Raw genomic sequence first — 13,628 nt, 5'->3', positions numbered from 1 at the left:
ACAAACGCTCCTCCGCGTCCGGTCTGGGTCGTTGTCTGCGCCGCTCAGCCCGCCCGCTGGTAGACCGCCGAGACCTCGGCGCGGATGATCCTCGAGATCAGCGCGCAGTCGTCGAGGCTGAAGGTCAGTGGCAGGCGCATGTCGAGGATGCCGGTCAGGATTCGGTCGGTGGCGGGCATGGGCTCGGACGGCGCGTAGCGCCAGCTGTCGTAACGCGAAGTGAAAGCGACGGGTTCCCGTCCGCCGAACCATTTCAGCTCGACGCCGCGCGCCGCGCAGCGCGCCAGTACCTCGCGGATCGCCTCGGGCGCCCAGTCGAGAAGCAACGCCTGGATCGAAGAGCCGACGAAGCGCTCGGGCGCGGGGCGCTCGATCAGCGTGAGCCCCGGTGTGCCGCGCAGACCCGCCTCAACGACGCGGTAGCGCTCGTTCCAGCGGTCGATCTGCGCCGGAAGGTCGCCAAGCTGCGGGCGCAGCAGGGCGGCGCGCAGGTTGTCCATCCGGCCCGAGACGTTTGGGGTGACGTATTTCACCCGTTCGAAGACCTCCGGCCCCGGTGCCGCGAGGTGCCGCTCGTAGAGCATGTAGCTGCCCGAGAGCATCACCGCGCGGGCGGCCAGCTCCTCGTCGTCGGTGACAAGAAAGCCGCCCTCGCCCGAGTTCATGTGCTTGTAGGTCTGCGTCGAGTAGCAGCCCATCGCCCCGTGCCGGCCCGAGGGCGTGCCGTTCCAGGTCGCCCCCATGGTATGGGCGCAATCCTCGATCACCCGCACCCCGGCGGCGTCGCAGAGGGTCATCAGCCGGTCCATGTCGCAGATGTGCCCTCGCATGTGGCTGAGCATCAGCACCCTGGCCTGCGGCAGCTTGGCGGCGAGATCGTCGAGATCGATCACCAGATCCTCGGTCACCCCGACGAAGACCGGCACCGCCCCCAGCGCGGCGATCGCCCCCGGCACCGGCGCGAGGGTGAAGGCGTTGGTCAGGACCTTGTCGCCGGGCTGCACCTCGAGCGCACGCAGGGCGCAGCCGAGCGCGTAGCCGCCCGAGGCCACCGCCACGCAGTAGCGCGCGCCCGTAAAGGCGGCGAACTCCTGTTCGAGCAGCGCGGTCTCGGCAATCTCTCCGGCGGCGGTGTTGTAGCGGTGCAACCGGCCATGGCGCAGCACCTCGAGCGCGGCGGCGATCCCGGCCTCGGGGATCGGCTCCTGCTGGGTGAAGCTGCCGGTGAAACGTTCGGCCGTGAGGGTTGCGGTCTTCGGGTGCTCGGTCATGCGGCATTGATGCGCCCGCGCTGCCGCGCGGTCAATGCGCAAGGGCACACACCGATCTGCGCGCGCCTGCCGGGCGCCTCAGCCGATGAGCCGCGCCACCGCCCCGGCGAGCTCGTCGAAATGGCTGATCATCGCCTCGGGGTCCAGCGCCGAGACGGCCTCGCCATCGGGGCCGAAGCCGACGAGGATGCAGGGCACGCCCGCCGCCCGCGCGGTATTCCGGTCGGTCGCCGTATCGCCGACCAGAAGGCTCTGCGCCACCTGTCCGCCCGCACGTTCTACCGCCGCCACATAGGGCGCGGGGTCGGGTTTTCGGACCGGCAGCGTGTCCGCCCCGATGAGCGCATCGAAATGGCCGCGCGCGCCCATACGCTGCATCAGCGTCTCGGCCAGCCCCTCGGGCTTGTTGGTGCAGATGCTGACCTTGTAGCCCGCGTCGCGCAGCCCTTGCACTGCGTCAAGCGCGCCGGGGTAGAAACGGGTGTAGCGGTCGATGGCTTCGCCGTAGACAGTCAGCAGCTCGGGATACCAGCGGGCGATGCGCTCCTCGCAGAAGGCACCGGCGCGGTCGAGCCCGGCGGTGAGCATCGCCCGCCCGCCCTTCACCGCGATGCCCGCGTCCGCCACCGGGTCGAGCCGCACCTCCAGCCCCATCCCCTCGAAGCAGGCATTGGCGGCGGCGATCAGGTCGCCGCTGGTGTCGGCAAGCGTGCCATCGAGATCGAAGACCACCGTACGCATTCTGCTTGTCCCTTCCGCCGCGCCCTGTCACAGGCTGAAATCCAACGTGACCCGGGGCACCTTGCCCCCCCTGCCCCAAGCGGATAAAACGGGCGCAGGCAGAAGACAAACAGGAAACCGCATGAGCCTCGCCCTGATCCTCCTTGCCGCAGGCAAGGGCACCCGCATGGAGTCCGATCTCCCCAAGGTCCTCCACCGCCTCGCCCAAGCCCCGCTGCTGTGGCATGCGCTGCGCGCCGGCCAGGCACTGGAGCCCGCGCGCTCGGTGGTCGTGGCCGGCCATGGCGCCGCCGAGGTCGAGGCCTCGGCGACCGACTTCGCCCCCGAGGCGCAGGTGGTCATCCAGGAAGAGCAGCTCGGCACCGCCCATGCGGTGGCGCAGGCCAAGCCCGCGCTCGATGGCTTCGAGGGTGACGCGCTGGTGCTCTACGGCGACACGCCCTTCATAACCGAGGCCACGCTCGAGGCGATGCGCGAGGCGCGCGCCAAGCACGACGTGGTGGTGCTGGGGTTCGAGGCCGCCGACCCGGGCCGCTACGGGCGGCTGGTGACGCAGGGCGACGCGCTGGAGCGGATCGTCGAATTCAAGGATGCCTCCGAGGCGCAGCGCGCCATCACGCTCTGCAACTCGGGCGTGGTGGCCGCCGATGCGGCGACGCTGATGGCGCTGGTCGATGCCGTGGGCAACGACAACGCCGCGGGCGAATACTACCTCACCGACATCGTCGAGATCGCCCGGTCGCGTGGCCTCTCGGCGGGTGTCGTGCGCTGCGACGAGGCCGAGACGCTGGGCATCAACTCCCGCGCCGAGCTGCGCGCCGCCGAGGCCGCCTTCCAGACCCGTAAGCGCGCAGAGCTGCTGGACGAGGGCGTGCTGATGACCGCTCCCGAGACGGTCTTCTTCGCTTGGGATACCTACATCGGCCGCGACGCAGAGATCGAGCCCAACGTGGTCTTCGGCCCCGGTGTCACCGTCGAGACCGGCGCGCGCATCCGCGCCTTCAGCCATCTCGAGGGCTGCCACGTCAGCCGCGGCGCCATCGTCGGCCCCTACGCCCGCCTGCGCCCCGGCGCCGAGCTGGCGGAGGAAGTCCACGTGGGCAACTTCGTCGAGGTGAAGAACGCCTATCTCGCCGAGGGCGTGAAGGCCAACCACCTCACCTATATCGGCGATGCCGACATCGGTGAGCGCACCAATATCGGCGCGGGCACGATCACCTGCAACTACGACGGTTTCTTCAAGCACCGCACCACCATCGGCAAGAATGCCTTCATCGGCTCGGACACCATGCTGGTCGCCCCGGTCACTGTCGGCGACGGCGCGATGACCGGCTCGGGCTCGGTGGTGACCGAGGATGTGCCCGCCGGCGCGCTGGCGCTGGGACGCACCAAGCAGGTGACCAAGCCCGGGTTCGCTACCAGGCTCCGGGACATGCTGAAGGCCAAGAAAGCGGCGCAGCAGACCGCCAAAGGAGAATAAGACCATGTGCGGAATCGTCGGCGTCCTGGGCAAGCACGAGGTTGCCCCCATGCTGGTCGAGGCGCTGAAACGCCTCGAGTACCGCGGCTACGACAGCGCGGGCATCGCCACGGTGAACGGCGGCAAACTCGACCGCCGCCGCGCGGTCGGCAAGCTGGTGAACCTGCAGGACCTGCTGGTGCACCAGCCGCTCGCCGGCAAGGCGGGCATCGGCCACACCCGCTGGGCCACCCATGGCGCGCCGACCGAGCGCAACGCGCACCCGCACCGCGCGGGCAAGGTCTCGGTCGTGCACAACGGCATCATCGAGAACTTCCGCGAGCTGCGCGCCGAGCTGGCCGAATGCGGCCTCGCCCCCGAGACCGAGACCGACACCGAGACCGTCGCCATGCTGGTCTCGCACTACCTCGAGAGCGGCCTGCCCCCGGTCGAGGCCGCCTCGAAGGCGCTGGGACGGCTGGAGGGCGCCTTCGCGCTGGCCTTCCTCTTCGACGGCGAGGAGGATCTCATCGTTGCCGCCCGCAAGGGCTCGCCGCTGGCCATCGGCCACGGCAGCGGCGAGATGTTCGTGGGCTCGGACGCGATTGCGCTCGCGCCGATGACCGACCGCATCACCTATCTCGAAGAGGGCGACTGGGCCGTGGTGACCCGCGCCGGGGCGGAGATCTTCGACGAGAGCGGCGCGCCGGTGCAACGCGAGGAAAAGCGCGTGCGGCTCGACCAGACCCAGGTCGACAAGGCCGGCTACAAGCACTTCATGGCCAAGGAAATCGCCCAGCAGCCGACCGTGCTGGCCGAGGCGCTCGGCGCCTACCTCAAGGGTGACGAGATTGTCCTGCCCTCCCCGGGCCTCGATTTCACCGAGGTCGACCGGCTGGTGCTGGTCGCCTGCGGCACCGCCTATTACGCCTGCCTGACCGCCAAGTACTGGTTCGAGAAACTGGCCCGCATCCCGGTCGAGGTCGATATCGCCTCGGAGTTCCGCTACCGCGAGCCTCCCGTCACCAAGGGCACCGTGGCGCTCTTCGTCAGCCAGTCGGGCGAGACCGCCGACACGCTGGCGGCGCTGCGCTACTGCGCCGGGCGCGCCGACCGGATCGCCTCGGTGGTCAATGTCGAGACCTCGACCATCGCCCGCGAGAGCGATCTGGCGCTGCCGATCCACGCCGGGGTCGAGGTCGGCGTCGCCTCGACCAAGGCCTTCACCTGCCAGCTCAACGTGCTCTTGCTGCTCGCCATCAAGGCGGCCGAGGCGCGCGGGCGCATGGCCGCGGCCGAGAAGTCCGAGCTGCTCGCGCAGCTTCGCGCCCTTCCCGGCCTCTTCAACGCGGCGCTCGACCGCGACGGCGCCATCGCCGAGGCCGCCCGCAAGATCTCCGAGGCCCGCGACGTGCTCTTCCTGGGGCGCGGCATGATGTATCCGCTGGCCCTCGAAGGCGCGCTGAAGCTGAAGGAAATCAGCTACATCCACGCCGAGGCCTATGCGAGCGGAGAGCTCAAGCACGGGCCGATCGCGCTGATCGACAAGTCGGTGCCGGTCATCGTCATGGCGCCGCGCGACGGGCTCTTCGACAAGACCGTGTCGAACATGCAGGAGGTCATGGCGCGCGGCGGCAAGGTCTGCCTGATCTCCGACGCGCGCGGCATCGAGGAGGCCGGGGACGGCATCTGGCAGAGCATTCCCCTGCCCGACGTGGACGAGCGGCTCGCGCCGCTGCTCTACGCGCTGCCCGCGCAGCTTCTGGCCTACCACGCCGCCATCGCCAAGGGCACCGACGTGGACCAGCCGCGCAACCTCGCGAAATCGGTGACGGTGGAATAAGCCGCAGGGCCGGCAGAGATGGGGGCGCTGCCCCCGTCCGCTGCGCGGACTCCCCCGGGATATTTCGACCTAGAAGAAAGCCCCGGGAGTCTGCGCGACTCCCGGGGCCTTCTTCTCTTTTCAAATACGCACATCCGGCGGCACAGCCGGGCGGGTCGCCGGGGTCAGGCGAAGAGCTCGTGCGCCAGCTCCAGCGCCTCGACCAACGTGTCGACCTCTGCCTCGGTGTTGTAGAGCCCGAAGGAGGCGCGGCAGGTCGCGGAGACGCCGAGGTGGTCCATCAATGGACCGGCGCAATGGTGGCCCGCGCGCACCGCGACGCCCTTCTTGTCGAGGATCGTCGAGATGTCATGCGCATGCGCCGCGCCGTCGAGCGTGAAGGAGAAGATCGCCGCCTTGCCGGGCGTGGTGCCCTGCACGTTGAGCCAGTTCAGCCCCTGCAGCTTCGAGGCGGCATATTCGGCGAGCTTGGCCTCATGCGCGGCGATGTTCTCCATGCCGAGGTCCATCATGTACTCGAGCGCCACGCCGAGGCCGATCTGCTGGACGATGCCGGGGGTGCCCGCCTCGAACTTCATCGGCGGCTCGGCATAGATGATGCCGTCCTTGTGGACCTCGCGGATCATGTCTCCGCCGCCGAGGAAGGGGCGCATCTCGGCCTGGCGCTCGCGGCGGATCCAGATCGCGCCGGAGCCGGAGGGGCCGTAGAGCTTGTGGCCGGTGATGGCGTAGAAATCGCAGCCGAGATCCTCGACGTTGACCGGCATGTGCACCGCACCCTGCGAGCCGTCGACGAGCACGGGCACGCCCTTTTCGCGCGCGCCTGCGGCAATGGTCTTGATGTCGACCACGGTGCCCAGCACGTTCGACACCTGCGTGACGGCGATCAGCTTGGTCTTCGGGGTTATCGCGTCGAGCACCGCCTGCGGGTCGAGCGCGCCGGTGGCGTCCACGTCGACCCATTTGATCACCACGCCCTGCCGCTCGCGCAGGAAGTGCCAGGGCACGATATTGGCGTGATGCTCCATGACCGACAGGATGATCTCGTCGCCGGCCTCCATGCGCGGCATAGCCCAGCCGTAGGCGACGAGGTTGATGCCCATGGTCGAGCCGTTGGTGAAGACCACCTCTTCCTCGTCCTTGGCGCCGAGGAAGCGCGCGATGGTGCTCCGCACGCCCTCGTATTTCTCGGTGGCGAGGTTCGACAGGTAGTGCAGCCCGCGGTGGACGTTGGAATATTCCTCGGCGTAGCCGCGGGTGACCGCGTCGATCACCACCTGCGGCTTCTGCGCCGAGGCGCCATTGTCGAGATAGACCAGCGGCTTGCCGTTCACCTCGCGGGAGAGGATCGGAAAGTCTTCGCGGATTTTTTGCACGTCATACATAGCTTGCCATCCCGTTCGGCATTGCCCCCAGGAGGGAGACAATCATCATCAGCGCCGCGAGCAGCGCCAGGGTCGCGAGTATCAGCACCAGCAGCGCCTTTAAAGGGCTGCCGAAGCCATGTGCCTCGTCGAGGAAGGCGACGAGGATCCAGAGCCCCACGAAGAGCGCCACCAGCACCAGCAGCACCGCCAGCCCGCCCGAGACCACGCCGATCACCGCCACCCCGAGCTGCGCCAGCGCGCGCAGGCCCTGCAGCCAAATCAGCAGTACGGCCACGTCCTCGAGACGCGCGGTTCCGCCGAAGCTGCGTCCGGCCCAGGTCAGCGTGACGATCGAGCCCGCCAGCATCACCGCCAGCAAGAGCCCCATCGGCACGGGCATCAGCCCACCCACGGAGCCGAGCTCGCCACCGAGCTGCATCAGCCCGACGAGCAGCGCGTTCAGCGCCACCACGAGGCCGAAGCCGGTCAGCAGCGCCTCGCGCGACAGGTGCAGGCCCAGCAGCATCCGCGCGACCTCGCGCGGGGCCGTCACCGTCTGCCAGGCCAGCGAAAGAAGGCCCGCCACAGTCATGCGGCGGGCCGTTCGGCCATCCGGTCACCGGGCCATTCCGCGACCCTGAGGCCGCTGATCCAGAACCAGAGGAAGACCGCGCACCACAGCAGCCCCACCAGCGAGAGCTGCACGCCCTCGCCGACAAAGCCCGCCACCAGCCCGTTGAGCAGCGCCAGCGGGCTCGCCGCCAGCAGCGACCAGAACAGCGCCAGCCGCGCGCCGTAGCCGGTGCCCCGACCGCGGAAGAGCCTCGCCACGAGGTGGCTCAGCGCCGCCAGCACGTAGAGCGCAAGCGGCAGGATCACCATGCAGGCCAGCAGCGAGGCACCCATGAGCGGGTTGAGCTCGGTGCCCTCGAGATAGGCCTGCCGCGCGAGCGCCGGCATCTGCGCGACGAAGAACATCGCGCAGGCTGCCATGGCGAGCATCAGCGCCCGGTCCTCGCGGGGGCCCTGCGACAGCAGGCGGCGCATCACGGCGCCCGGCCCCCGGTAGGTGGCGGCAATCTCGCGCGAGAGCGACATCAGCCGCGGCGACGGCCCAACCAGGCCGCGACCAGCTCGTTGATCTCGGTCTGGATGCTCTCGTCCTCAACCTCCTGCACCGCTTCCGCGATGAAGGCGATGGTCAGCAGGTCCTCGGCGGTGCCACGCGACACGCCGCGGGCACGCAGGTAGAAAAGACCGTCCTCGTCGATCGCGCCCGAGGTGGAGCCATGCGAGCAGGCCACGTCGTCGGCGTAGATCTCGAGCTCGGGCTTGGCGAGGAACTGGCTGTCCTCGTCCAGAAGGAGCGACTGGCTGATCTGGTAGCCGTCGGTCTTCTGCGCGCCGGGCTTGACGAGGATCTTGCCCTGGAACACGCCGGTCGCGCCGTTGCGCAGCACCTTCTTGAAGATCTGCCGGCTTTCGCAGTTCACCGCGTCATGGGTGATGAACACCGTGTCGTCGTGGTGGAAATCGCCGTCGCCCATGCAGGCGCCCGCGACATGCACCGCGGCGTCGTCGCCGGTCAGCTCGATCACCGCCTCGTTGCGGGTCAGCACGCCATTCACCGTGAGGGTGAAGGTCTTGAAGGTGCTCTCGGTGCCGAGGCGGCCGAAGATATGCGTCGCGGCGCGGCGCTCGTGGTCGCGGCCCTGGACGCGCACGTGGTGGAAGCCCGCGCCATCGGCGACATCGACCTCGATCACCTTGTTGAAGCGCGCGGCGGCGGGGCCGGATTCAAGCAACGTCACATCGCCGCCCTCTTCGACCTTCACCACGTGGTGCAGGATCGCGTCGGAGCTGTCGCTCTCGTGGCGATAGAGCAGGTGCACGGGCTTTTCGACCTTGCCGGTCACGCGGATCAGCAGGCCGTCGGTCGCGAAGGCGGTGTTGAGCGCGGCGAGCGGGCGCTCGACCGGCGTCTGGCCATTGGTTTCCAGCGTGCCGTAGAGGTCCTTGGCCCAATGGATGTCCGAAGCCTCGGCGAGACGCTCGATGGTCAGCCCCTCGAGGGCCAGCTCGTCGGACTCCTCGGCGCTGAACACGCCGTCGACGAAGACCACCTTGAGGCGGTCGCGCGCGCTGAAGACCGGCGCCTCGTCGCCCACCTCGAGCACGGCAGCGGAGGGCGCCTCGACGGCGGTCAGCGTGTCGGGACGGGTGTATTTCCAGTACTCGTCACGGCCGCCCGGCAGGCCCATGGCCTGCACGCGCGCCAGCGCCGCCTCGCGGGCCGGGCGCGACCAGCCGCCCTCGGGCAGGCTGAGCGCGGCCAGACGCGCGTCGGTCGCGGTCTGCTTGACTTGGGGAAGTGCCATTACGCCTCCTCCTCGATCAGGTCTGCGTAGCCGTTGTTCTCGACCTCGAGCGCCAGCTCGGGGCCACCGGTCTTGATGATGCGGCCGTTGGCCATGATGTGCACCACGTCGGGTTTGATGTGGTCGAGCAGGCGCTGGTAGTGGGTGATCACGAGGAACGAGCGGCCTTCGCCGCGCAGCGCGTTCACGCCGTCGGCGACCAGCTTCATGGCGTCGACGTCGAGGCCGGAGTCGGTCTCGTCGAGGATGCACATCTTCGGCTCGAGCATCGCCATCTGCAGGATCTCGTTGCGCTTCTTCTCACCGCCCGAGAAGCCGACGTTGACCGGGCGCTTGAGCATCTCCGCGTCGATCTTCAGCGATTTCGCCTTCTCGCGCACGACCTTGAGGAACTCGGTCGAGGACATCTCTTCCTCGCCGCGGGCCTTGCGCTGTGCGTTCACCGCGGTGCGTAGGAAGGTCATGTTGCCGACGCCGGGGATTTCCACCGGGTACTGGAACGCGAGGAAGAGGCCGGCCGCGGCGCGCTCTTCGGGCTCCATCTCGAGGATGTCCTGACCTTCGAGCGTGGCTTCGCCGCCGGTCACCTCGTAGCCGTCCTTGCCCGACAGGACATAAGACAGGGTCGACTTGCCCGAGCCGTTCGGCCCCATGATCGCATGCACCTTGCCCGCTTCGACGGTCAGGTCCACACCCTTGAGGATCTGCTTGTCCTCTTCTTCCAGCTTCACCTGAAGGTTCTTGATTTCCAGCATAGGTTTCCCTCCTTGGGGGTGCGGTCAGGGCCGCACGGTCAGTTTCATGATCCGCAGCAGATCCTTCACCGGGAAGGCCTGTGGGACGATCTCGAACCGGGCCATGCGCCCGGTCATTTGCGGTCGGCCGAGCCAGTGCTCGACCTTGTGATAGTGCGCCCGCGGTGCGTAGTCGTCGAAGAGCAGCACCAGCGGTTTCTCGGTCAGGAAGGCGGCGGCAAGCGCGCAGCCCTCGCGAAAGCGGCCATCCACCAGCACCACGTCCGGCTGGCGGAACTCGGACAGCTCCCAGACCTTCAGCGGGTACTCCGGGAAGCTGCGCCACTCGATCTCGTCGACCGGGTGGCCCCATTCCTTGGTCGGCCCGATGTCGGACCAGATAACGTCCACCTCGGTCCCCGCGGCAGGCGGGGTCTCGGCGAACCAGCGGCGCATCATCTGCGCCCAGTCCTTGTCCGACTCGACCGTGAAGACGGTCTTGCCGGGCATCTCTCCGGCCAGCACGGTCGAGCCGCCCGAGCCGTACTCGAGGATCACCGCCGCCCGCGCGTATTCGTCGCGCAGCAGCGCCGCCTCTGCCTCGGGCAGGGTCAGCTCGGGCCGGGCCAGCAGCCCGGTCATGGCGTGATCACCACCGCCGTGCCCGACACCGAGACCATGAGCATCGAATCGCCCACGACCTCGTAGTCGAGATCGACGCCGACCACCGCGTTCGCCCCGAGTGCGATGGCGCGCTCCTTGAGTTCGCGCATCGCCACGTCACGGGCATCCTGCAGCTTGGCCTCGTAGGCGCCGGAGCGCCCGCCGATGACATCGGTGACCCGCGCAAAGAGATCGCGCACCACGTTGGCCCCCATGATCGCCTCGCCCACGACCACGCCCTTGTAGGACGTGATGCGGTGGCCTTCGACGCTCGGGGTGGTGGTGATGATCATCTCGGCGCTCTCAGCTCTGCGCGAAGTAACGGATCGCGGTCAGGGTGACGAGCGCGAGCCCGCCGGCCGCGCAGGCGGTGAGCAGCACCGAGCCGGCCAGAAGCCCCTCGGAATTGCCCTTCCGCTTGCGCACGCCCAGACCGATCAAGGCACCCAGAAAGATGCCGATGGCCGCCCCGGCGGATTGAAGCACCAGCTGTTGCAGCATCCGGCGTCTCCCCTGCGGCGGGCCTTAGCCCACCGAGCCTTCGAGCGAGATGGCGACGAGCTGCTGGGCTTCCATGGCGAACTCCATGGGCAGCGCCTGCAGCACTTCCTTGCAGAAGCCGTTGACCACCAGGGCCACCGCCTCTTCCTCGTCCATGCCGCGCTGGCGGCAGTAGAAGAGCTGCTCGTCGTCCACCTTCGAGGTGGTCGCCTCGTGCTCGCAGCGCGAGGAGTTGTTCTTCACCTCGATGTAGGGAACCGTGTGGGCCCCGCACTTGTCGCCGATCAGCAGGCTGTCGCACTGGGTGTAGTTGCGCGAGTTCTTCGCCTTCGGGTGCATCGACACGAGGCCCCGGTAGGTGTTCTGCGCCACGCCCGCCGAGATGCCCTTCGAGACGATCCGGCTCTTGGTGTCCTTGCCAAGGTGGATCATCTTGGTGCCGGTGTCGGCCTGCTGGTGGTTGTTGGCGATGGCGATCGAGTAGAACTCGCCCTGGCTTTCATTGCCGCGCAGGATGCAGGACGGATACTTCCAGGTCACGGCCGAGCCGGTCTCGACCTGGGTCCACATCACCTTGGCGCGGTCACCACGGCAGTCGGCCCGCTTGGTGACGAAGTTGTAGATGCCGCCCTTGCCGTTCTCATCGCCGGGGAACCAGTTCTGGACGGTCGAGTATTTCACCTCGGCGTCTTCCTCGACGATGATCTCGACCACGGCCGCGTGCAGCTGCGCGGTGTCGCGCTTGGGCGCGGTGCAGCCCTCGAGGTAGGACACGTAGGAGCCCTTGTCCGCGATGATCAGCGTCCGCTCGAACTGGCCGGTGTTCTCGGCGTTGATGCGGAAATAGGTCGACAGCTCCATCGGGCAGCGCACGCCCGGCGGCACGTAGACGAAGGAGCCATCCGAGAAGACCGCCGAGTTCAGCGTGGCGTAGAAGTTGTCCGACACCGGAACGACCGAGCCGAGGTACTTCTTGACCAGTTCCGGATGCTTCTTGATCGCTTCGGAGATCGAGCAGAAGATCACCCCCGCCTTCTCGAGTTCCTTCTGGAAGGTGGTGCCCACGGAAACGGAGTCGAAGACCGCGTCGACGGCGACCTTGCGGCCCTCGGCAGGCGCGTCCTCGGCACCTTCGACGCCGGCAAGGATCATCTGCTCCTTGAGCGGGATGCCGAGCTTCTCATAGGTGGCGAGCAGCTTGGGATCGACCTCGTCCAGCGACTGCGGCTTGGTCTCGAAGCTTTTCGGACGGGCGTAATAATACTGCTTCTGGAAGTCGATCTTGGGGTAGTCGACCATCGCCCAGGTGGGCTCTTCCTTGGTCAGCCAGCGGCGGTAGGCCTCGAGGCGCCACTCGGTCATCCACTCGGGCTCTTCGTTCTTTTCCGAGATCAGACGCACGATGTCCTCGCTGAGGCCCATCGGCGCATATTCCATCTCGATGTCGGTATCCCAGCCGTACTTGTAGGTCGAGACGGCCTCGACCGCGTCCACGGTCTCCTGCTCGACACCTTCCTTCACGGTGATGTTGTCAAAAGCTGCCATCAGCCTTTATCTCCTGTCGTCCCGGGGCAAGCGCCGCGCGCCGCCCTGCGTTTCCGGTGACGCGCACGGCTCAGAGCCCCGGCGCGTATTTCTTCCGATACTGGCGTGCCCAAGCTTCGGCGAAGCGCAGCACGTCCTCTTCCCGTGTCGTCGGGCCCAGGCTCACGCGGATCGCGCAGCCGGCCACGTCGTCATCAAATCCCATTGCCCGCAGCACGCGGGAGGCGCGGACCTTGCCGCTGGAACAGGCCGACCCCGCTGAAATCGCGAAACCGGCGAGGTCCATCTGCATCACTTGCGTCTCGCCCTTCCAGCCCGGCAGCGCGAAGCAGGAGGTGTTCGGCAGGCGCGGCGCACCATTCCCGACAAAAATAGTCTCTGGAGCGGCAGCCGCAATAGCGTTTTCTAGAATTGTTCTAAGTTTTTCGATTCCTGTCCATACGTCATCGGCCAGATCGCGCGCGGCCGCCTCCGCCGCTGCGCCAAATCCCGCTATGCCGATCAGGTTCTCGGTGCCGGCGCGGCGGCCCATCTCCTGGCCTCCGCCCTTCATCTGCGGCGGCAGGTCGGTGCCACGCTTCATCACCAGCGCGCCGATTCCCTTGGGCCCGCCCAGCTTGTGCGCCGAGACGATGGCCATCTGCGCGCCGGACCAGTTGAAGGCGAAGGGCAGCTTGCCGAAGACCTGCGTGGCATCGACCACCGCAAGGCCCTGCGGCAATTCCTGCACCACCCCGGTTTCGGAGTTCGCCGCCTGCAGCGCGGTGACCGCCGGATCGTTGACGGTGACCCGCCCCTGCCCGTCCACCGCCAAATCGCAGGTCAGCCAGGCCGCCATGGCATCATGCTCGATGTCGGCGCCGCGCAGCCCCCGCCCGGCGCAGGCCAGCGCCGCAGCCTCGGTGGCGCCCGAGACGAAGACCACGTCGGCGCCGTCGGCGCCAAGCGCCGAGGCGACCTGCGCCCGCGCCTTTTCCATCAGCCCCTTGGCCGCGCGCCCCTCGGCGTGGACCGACGAGGGGTTCCCCACGAGGTGCATCGCCGCGATCATCGCGTCCTTCGCCTCGGAGCGCAGCGGCGCCGTGGCATTCCAGTCGAGATAGGCCCGCGTCACGCCGCCTCCTCT

Annotated in this window: 14 protein-coding genes; 2 read left to right on the top strand and 12 right to left on the bottom strand. The window is 68.1% G+C overall.

Going from position 1 to position 13,628, the window contains the following annotated elements; translation table 11 throughout:
• Positions 1 to 44: 44 nt before the first annotated feature.
• Entirely contained in the window at positions 45 to 1,271 is a 1,227-nt protein-coding gene (locus tag CLG85_RS06210) for a DegT/DnrJ/EryC1/StrS family aminotransferase (protein ID WP_095881963.1), read from the bottom strand.
• 78 nt (positions 1,272 to 1,349) lie between these two features.
• Positions 1,350 to 2,012 (bottom strand): HAD-IA family hydrolase, encoded by a 663-nt coding sequence (locus CLG85_RS06205; RefSeq protein ID WP_095881962.1) that lies wholly within the window; start codon positions 2,010 to 2,012, stop codon positions 1,350 to 1,352.
• Between the two features lie 121 nt (positions 2,013 to 2,133).
• On the opposite strand from CLG85_RS06205, the gene glmU reads away from it, so the two are divergent.
• A complete protein-coding gene (glmU, locus tag CLG85_RS06200; RefSeq protein WP_095881961.1) occupies positions 2,134 to 3,492 on the top strand; it encodes a bifunctional UDP-N-acetylglucosamine diphosphorylase/glucosamine-1-phosphate N-acetyltransferase GlmU in 1,359 nt (452 codons plus the stop codon).
• Positions 3,493 to 3,496: 4 nt separating this feature from the next.
• Positions 3,497 to 5,314 carry a glutamine--fructose-6-phosphate transaminase (isomerizing) gene (gene glmS / locus CLG85_RS06195; RefSeq protein ID WP_095881960.1) on the top strand — a complete coding sequence of 606 codons (1,818 nt, stop codon included), beginning with the start codon at positions 3,497 to 3,499 and terminating at the stop codon, positions 5,312 to 5,314.
• A 164-nt stretch (positions 5,315 to 5,478) separates the two neighbouring features.
• Here the strand turns inward: glmS and CLG85_RS06190 are convergent, their stop codons facing one another.
• From CLG85_RS06190 to CLG85_RS06145, 10 genes are all read right to left on the bottom strand, one after another.
• Positions 5,479 to 6,699: a cysteine desulfurase gene (locus tag CLG85_RS06190; protein ID WP_095881959.1), complete on the bottom strand. Its 1,221-nt coding sequence runs from the start codon at positions 6,697 to 6,699 to the stop codon at positions 5,479 to 5,481.
• Entirely contained in the window at positions 6,692 to 7,273 is a 582-nt protein-coding gene (locus CLG85_RS06185; RefSeq protein WP_095881958.1) for a YIP1 family protein, read from the bottom strand. The genes CLG85_RS06190 and CLG85_RS06185 overlap by 8 nt, the downstream gene beginning before the upstream one ends.
• The gene (locus CLG85_RS06180) at positions 7,270 to 7,779 is read right to left on the bottom strand and encodes a YIP1 family protein (protein WP_095881957.1); all 510 of its coding nucleotides are present in this window, start codon (positions 7,777 to 7,779) and stop codon (positions 7,270 to 7,272) included. The genes CLG85_RS06185 and CLG85_RS06180 overlap by 4 nt, the downstream gene beginning before the upstream one ends.
• Positions 7,779 to 9,059, bottom strand: coding sequence for a Fe-S cluster assembly protein SufD (sufD, locus tag CLG85_RS06175; protein ID WP_260348581.1), 1,281 nt, complete (start codon positions 9,057 to 9,059; stop codon positions 7,779 to 7,781). The genes CLG85_RS06180 and sufD overlap by 1 nt, the downstream gene beginning before the upstream one ends.
• Positions 9,059 to 9,814 carry a Fe-S cluster assembly ATPase SufC gene (sufC, locus tag CLG85_RS06170; protein ID WP_260348580.1) on the bottom strand — a complete coding sequence of 252 codons (756 nt, stop codon included), beginning with the start codon at positions 9,812 to 9,814 and terminating at the stop codon, positions 9,059 to 9,061. Before sufC ends, sufD begins: the two co-directional genes overlap by 1 nt.
• A 24-nt stretch (positions 9,815 to 9,838) precedes the next feature.
• Positions 9,839 to 10,435 carry a hypothetical protein gene (locus CLG85_RS06165; protein ID WP_095881890.1) on the bottom strand — a complete coding sequence of 199 codons (597 nt, stop codon included), beginning with the start codon at positions 10,433 to 10,435 and terminating at the stop codon, positions 9,839 to 9,841.
• Positions 10,432 to 10,749, bottom strand: a complete 318-nt coding sequence (locus CLG85_RS06160) for a heavy metal-binding domain-containing protein (protein WP_095881889.1) — start codon at positions 10,747 to 10,749, stop codon at positions 10,432 to 10,434. The genes CLG85_RS06165 and CLG85_RS06160 overlap by 4 nt, the downstream gene beginning before the upstream one ends.
• Positions 10,750 to 10,759: 10 nt before the next feature.
• The gene (locus tag CLG85_RS06155) at positions 10,760 to 10,957 is read right to left on the bottom strand and encodes a hypothetical protein (protein ID WP_095881888.1); all 198 of its coding nucleotides are present in this window, start codon (positions 10,955 to 10,957) and stop codon (positions 10,760 to 10,762) included.
• 24 nt (positions 10,958 to 10,981) lie between these two features.
• Positions 10,982 to 12,502, bottom strand: coding sequence for a Fe-S cluster assembly protein SufB (gene sufB / locus CLG85_RS06150; protein WP_095881887.1), 1,521 nt, complete (start codon positions 12,500 to 12,502; stop codon positions 10,982 to 10,984).
• A 70-nt stretch (positions 12,503 to 12,572) separates the two neighbouring features.
• Entirely contained in the window at positions 12,573 to 13,616 is a 1,044-nt protein-coding gene (locus tag CLG85_RS06145) for a cysteine desulfurase family protein (RefSeq protein WP_260348578.1), read from the bottom strand.
• Between the last annotated feature and the right edge of the window lie 12 nt (positions 13,617 to 13,628).

Source organism: Alloyangia mangrovi (genome assembly GCF_002300555.2).
Classification (GTDB): Bacteria; Pseudomonadota; Alphaproteobacteria; order Rhodobacterales; family Rhodobacteraceae; genus Salipiger; species Salipiger mangrovi.
The sequence above is the reverse complement of the archived record's forward strand: the minus strand, read 5'-3'. Positions and strand labels throughout refer to the sequence as shown.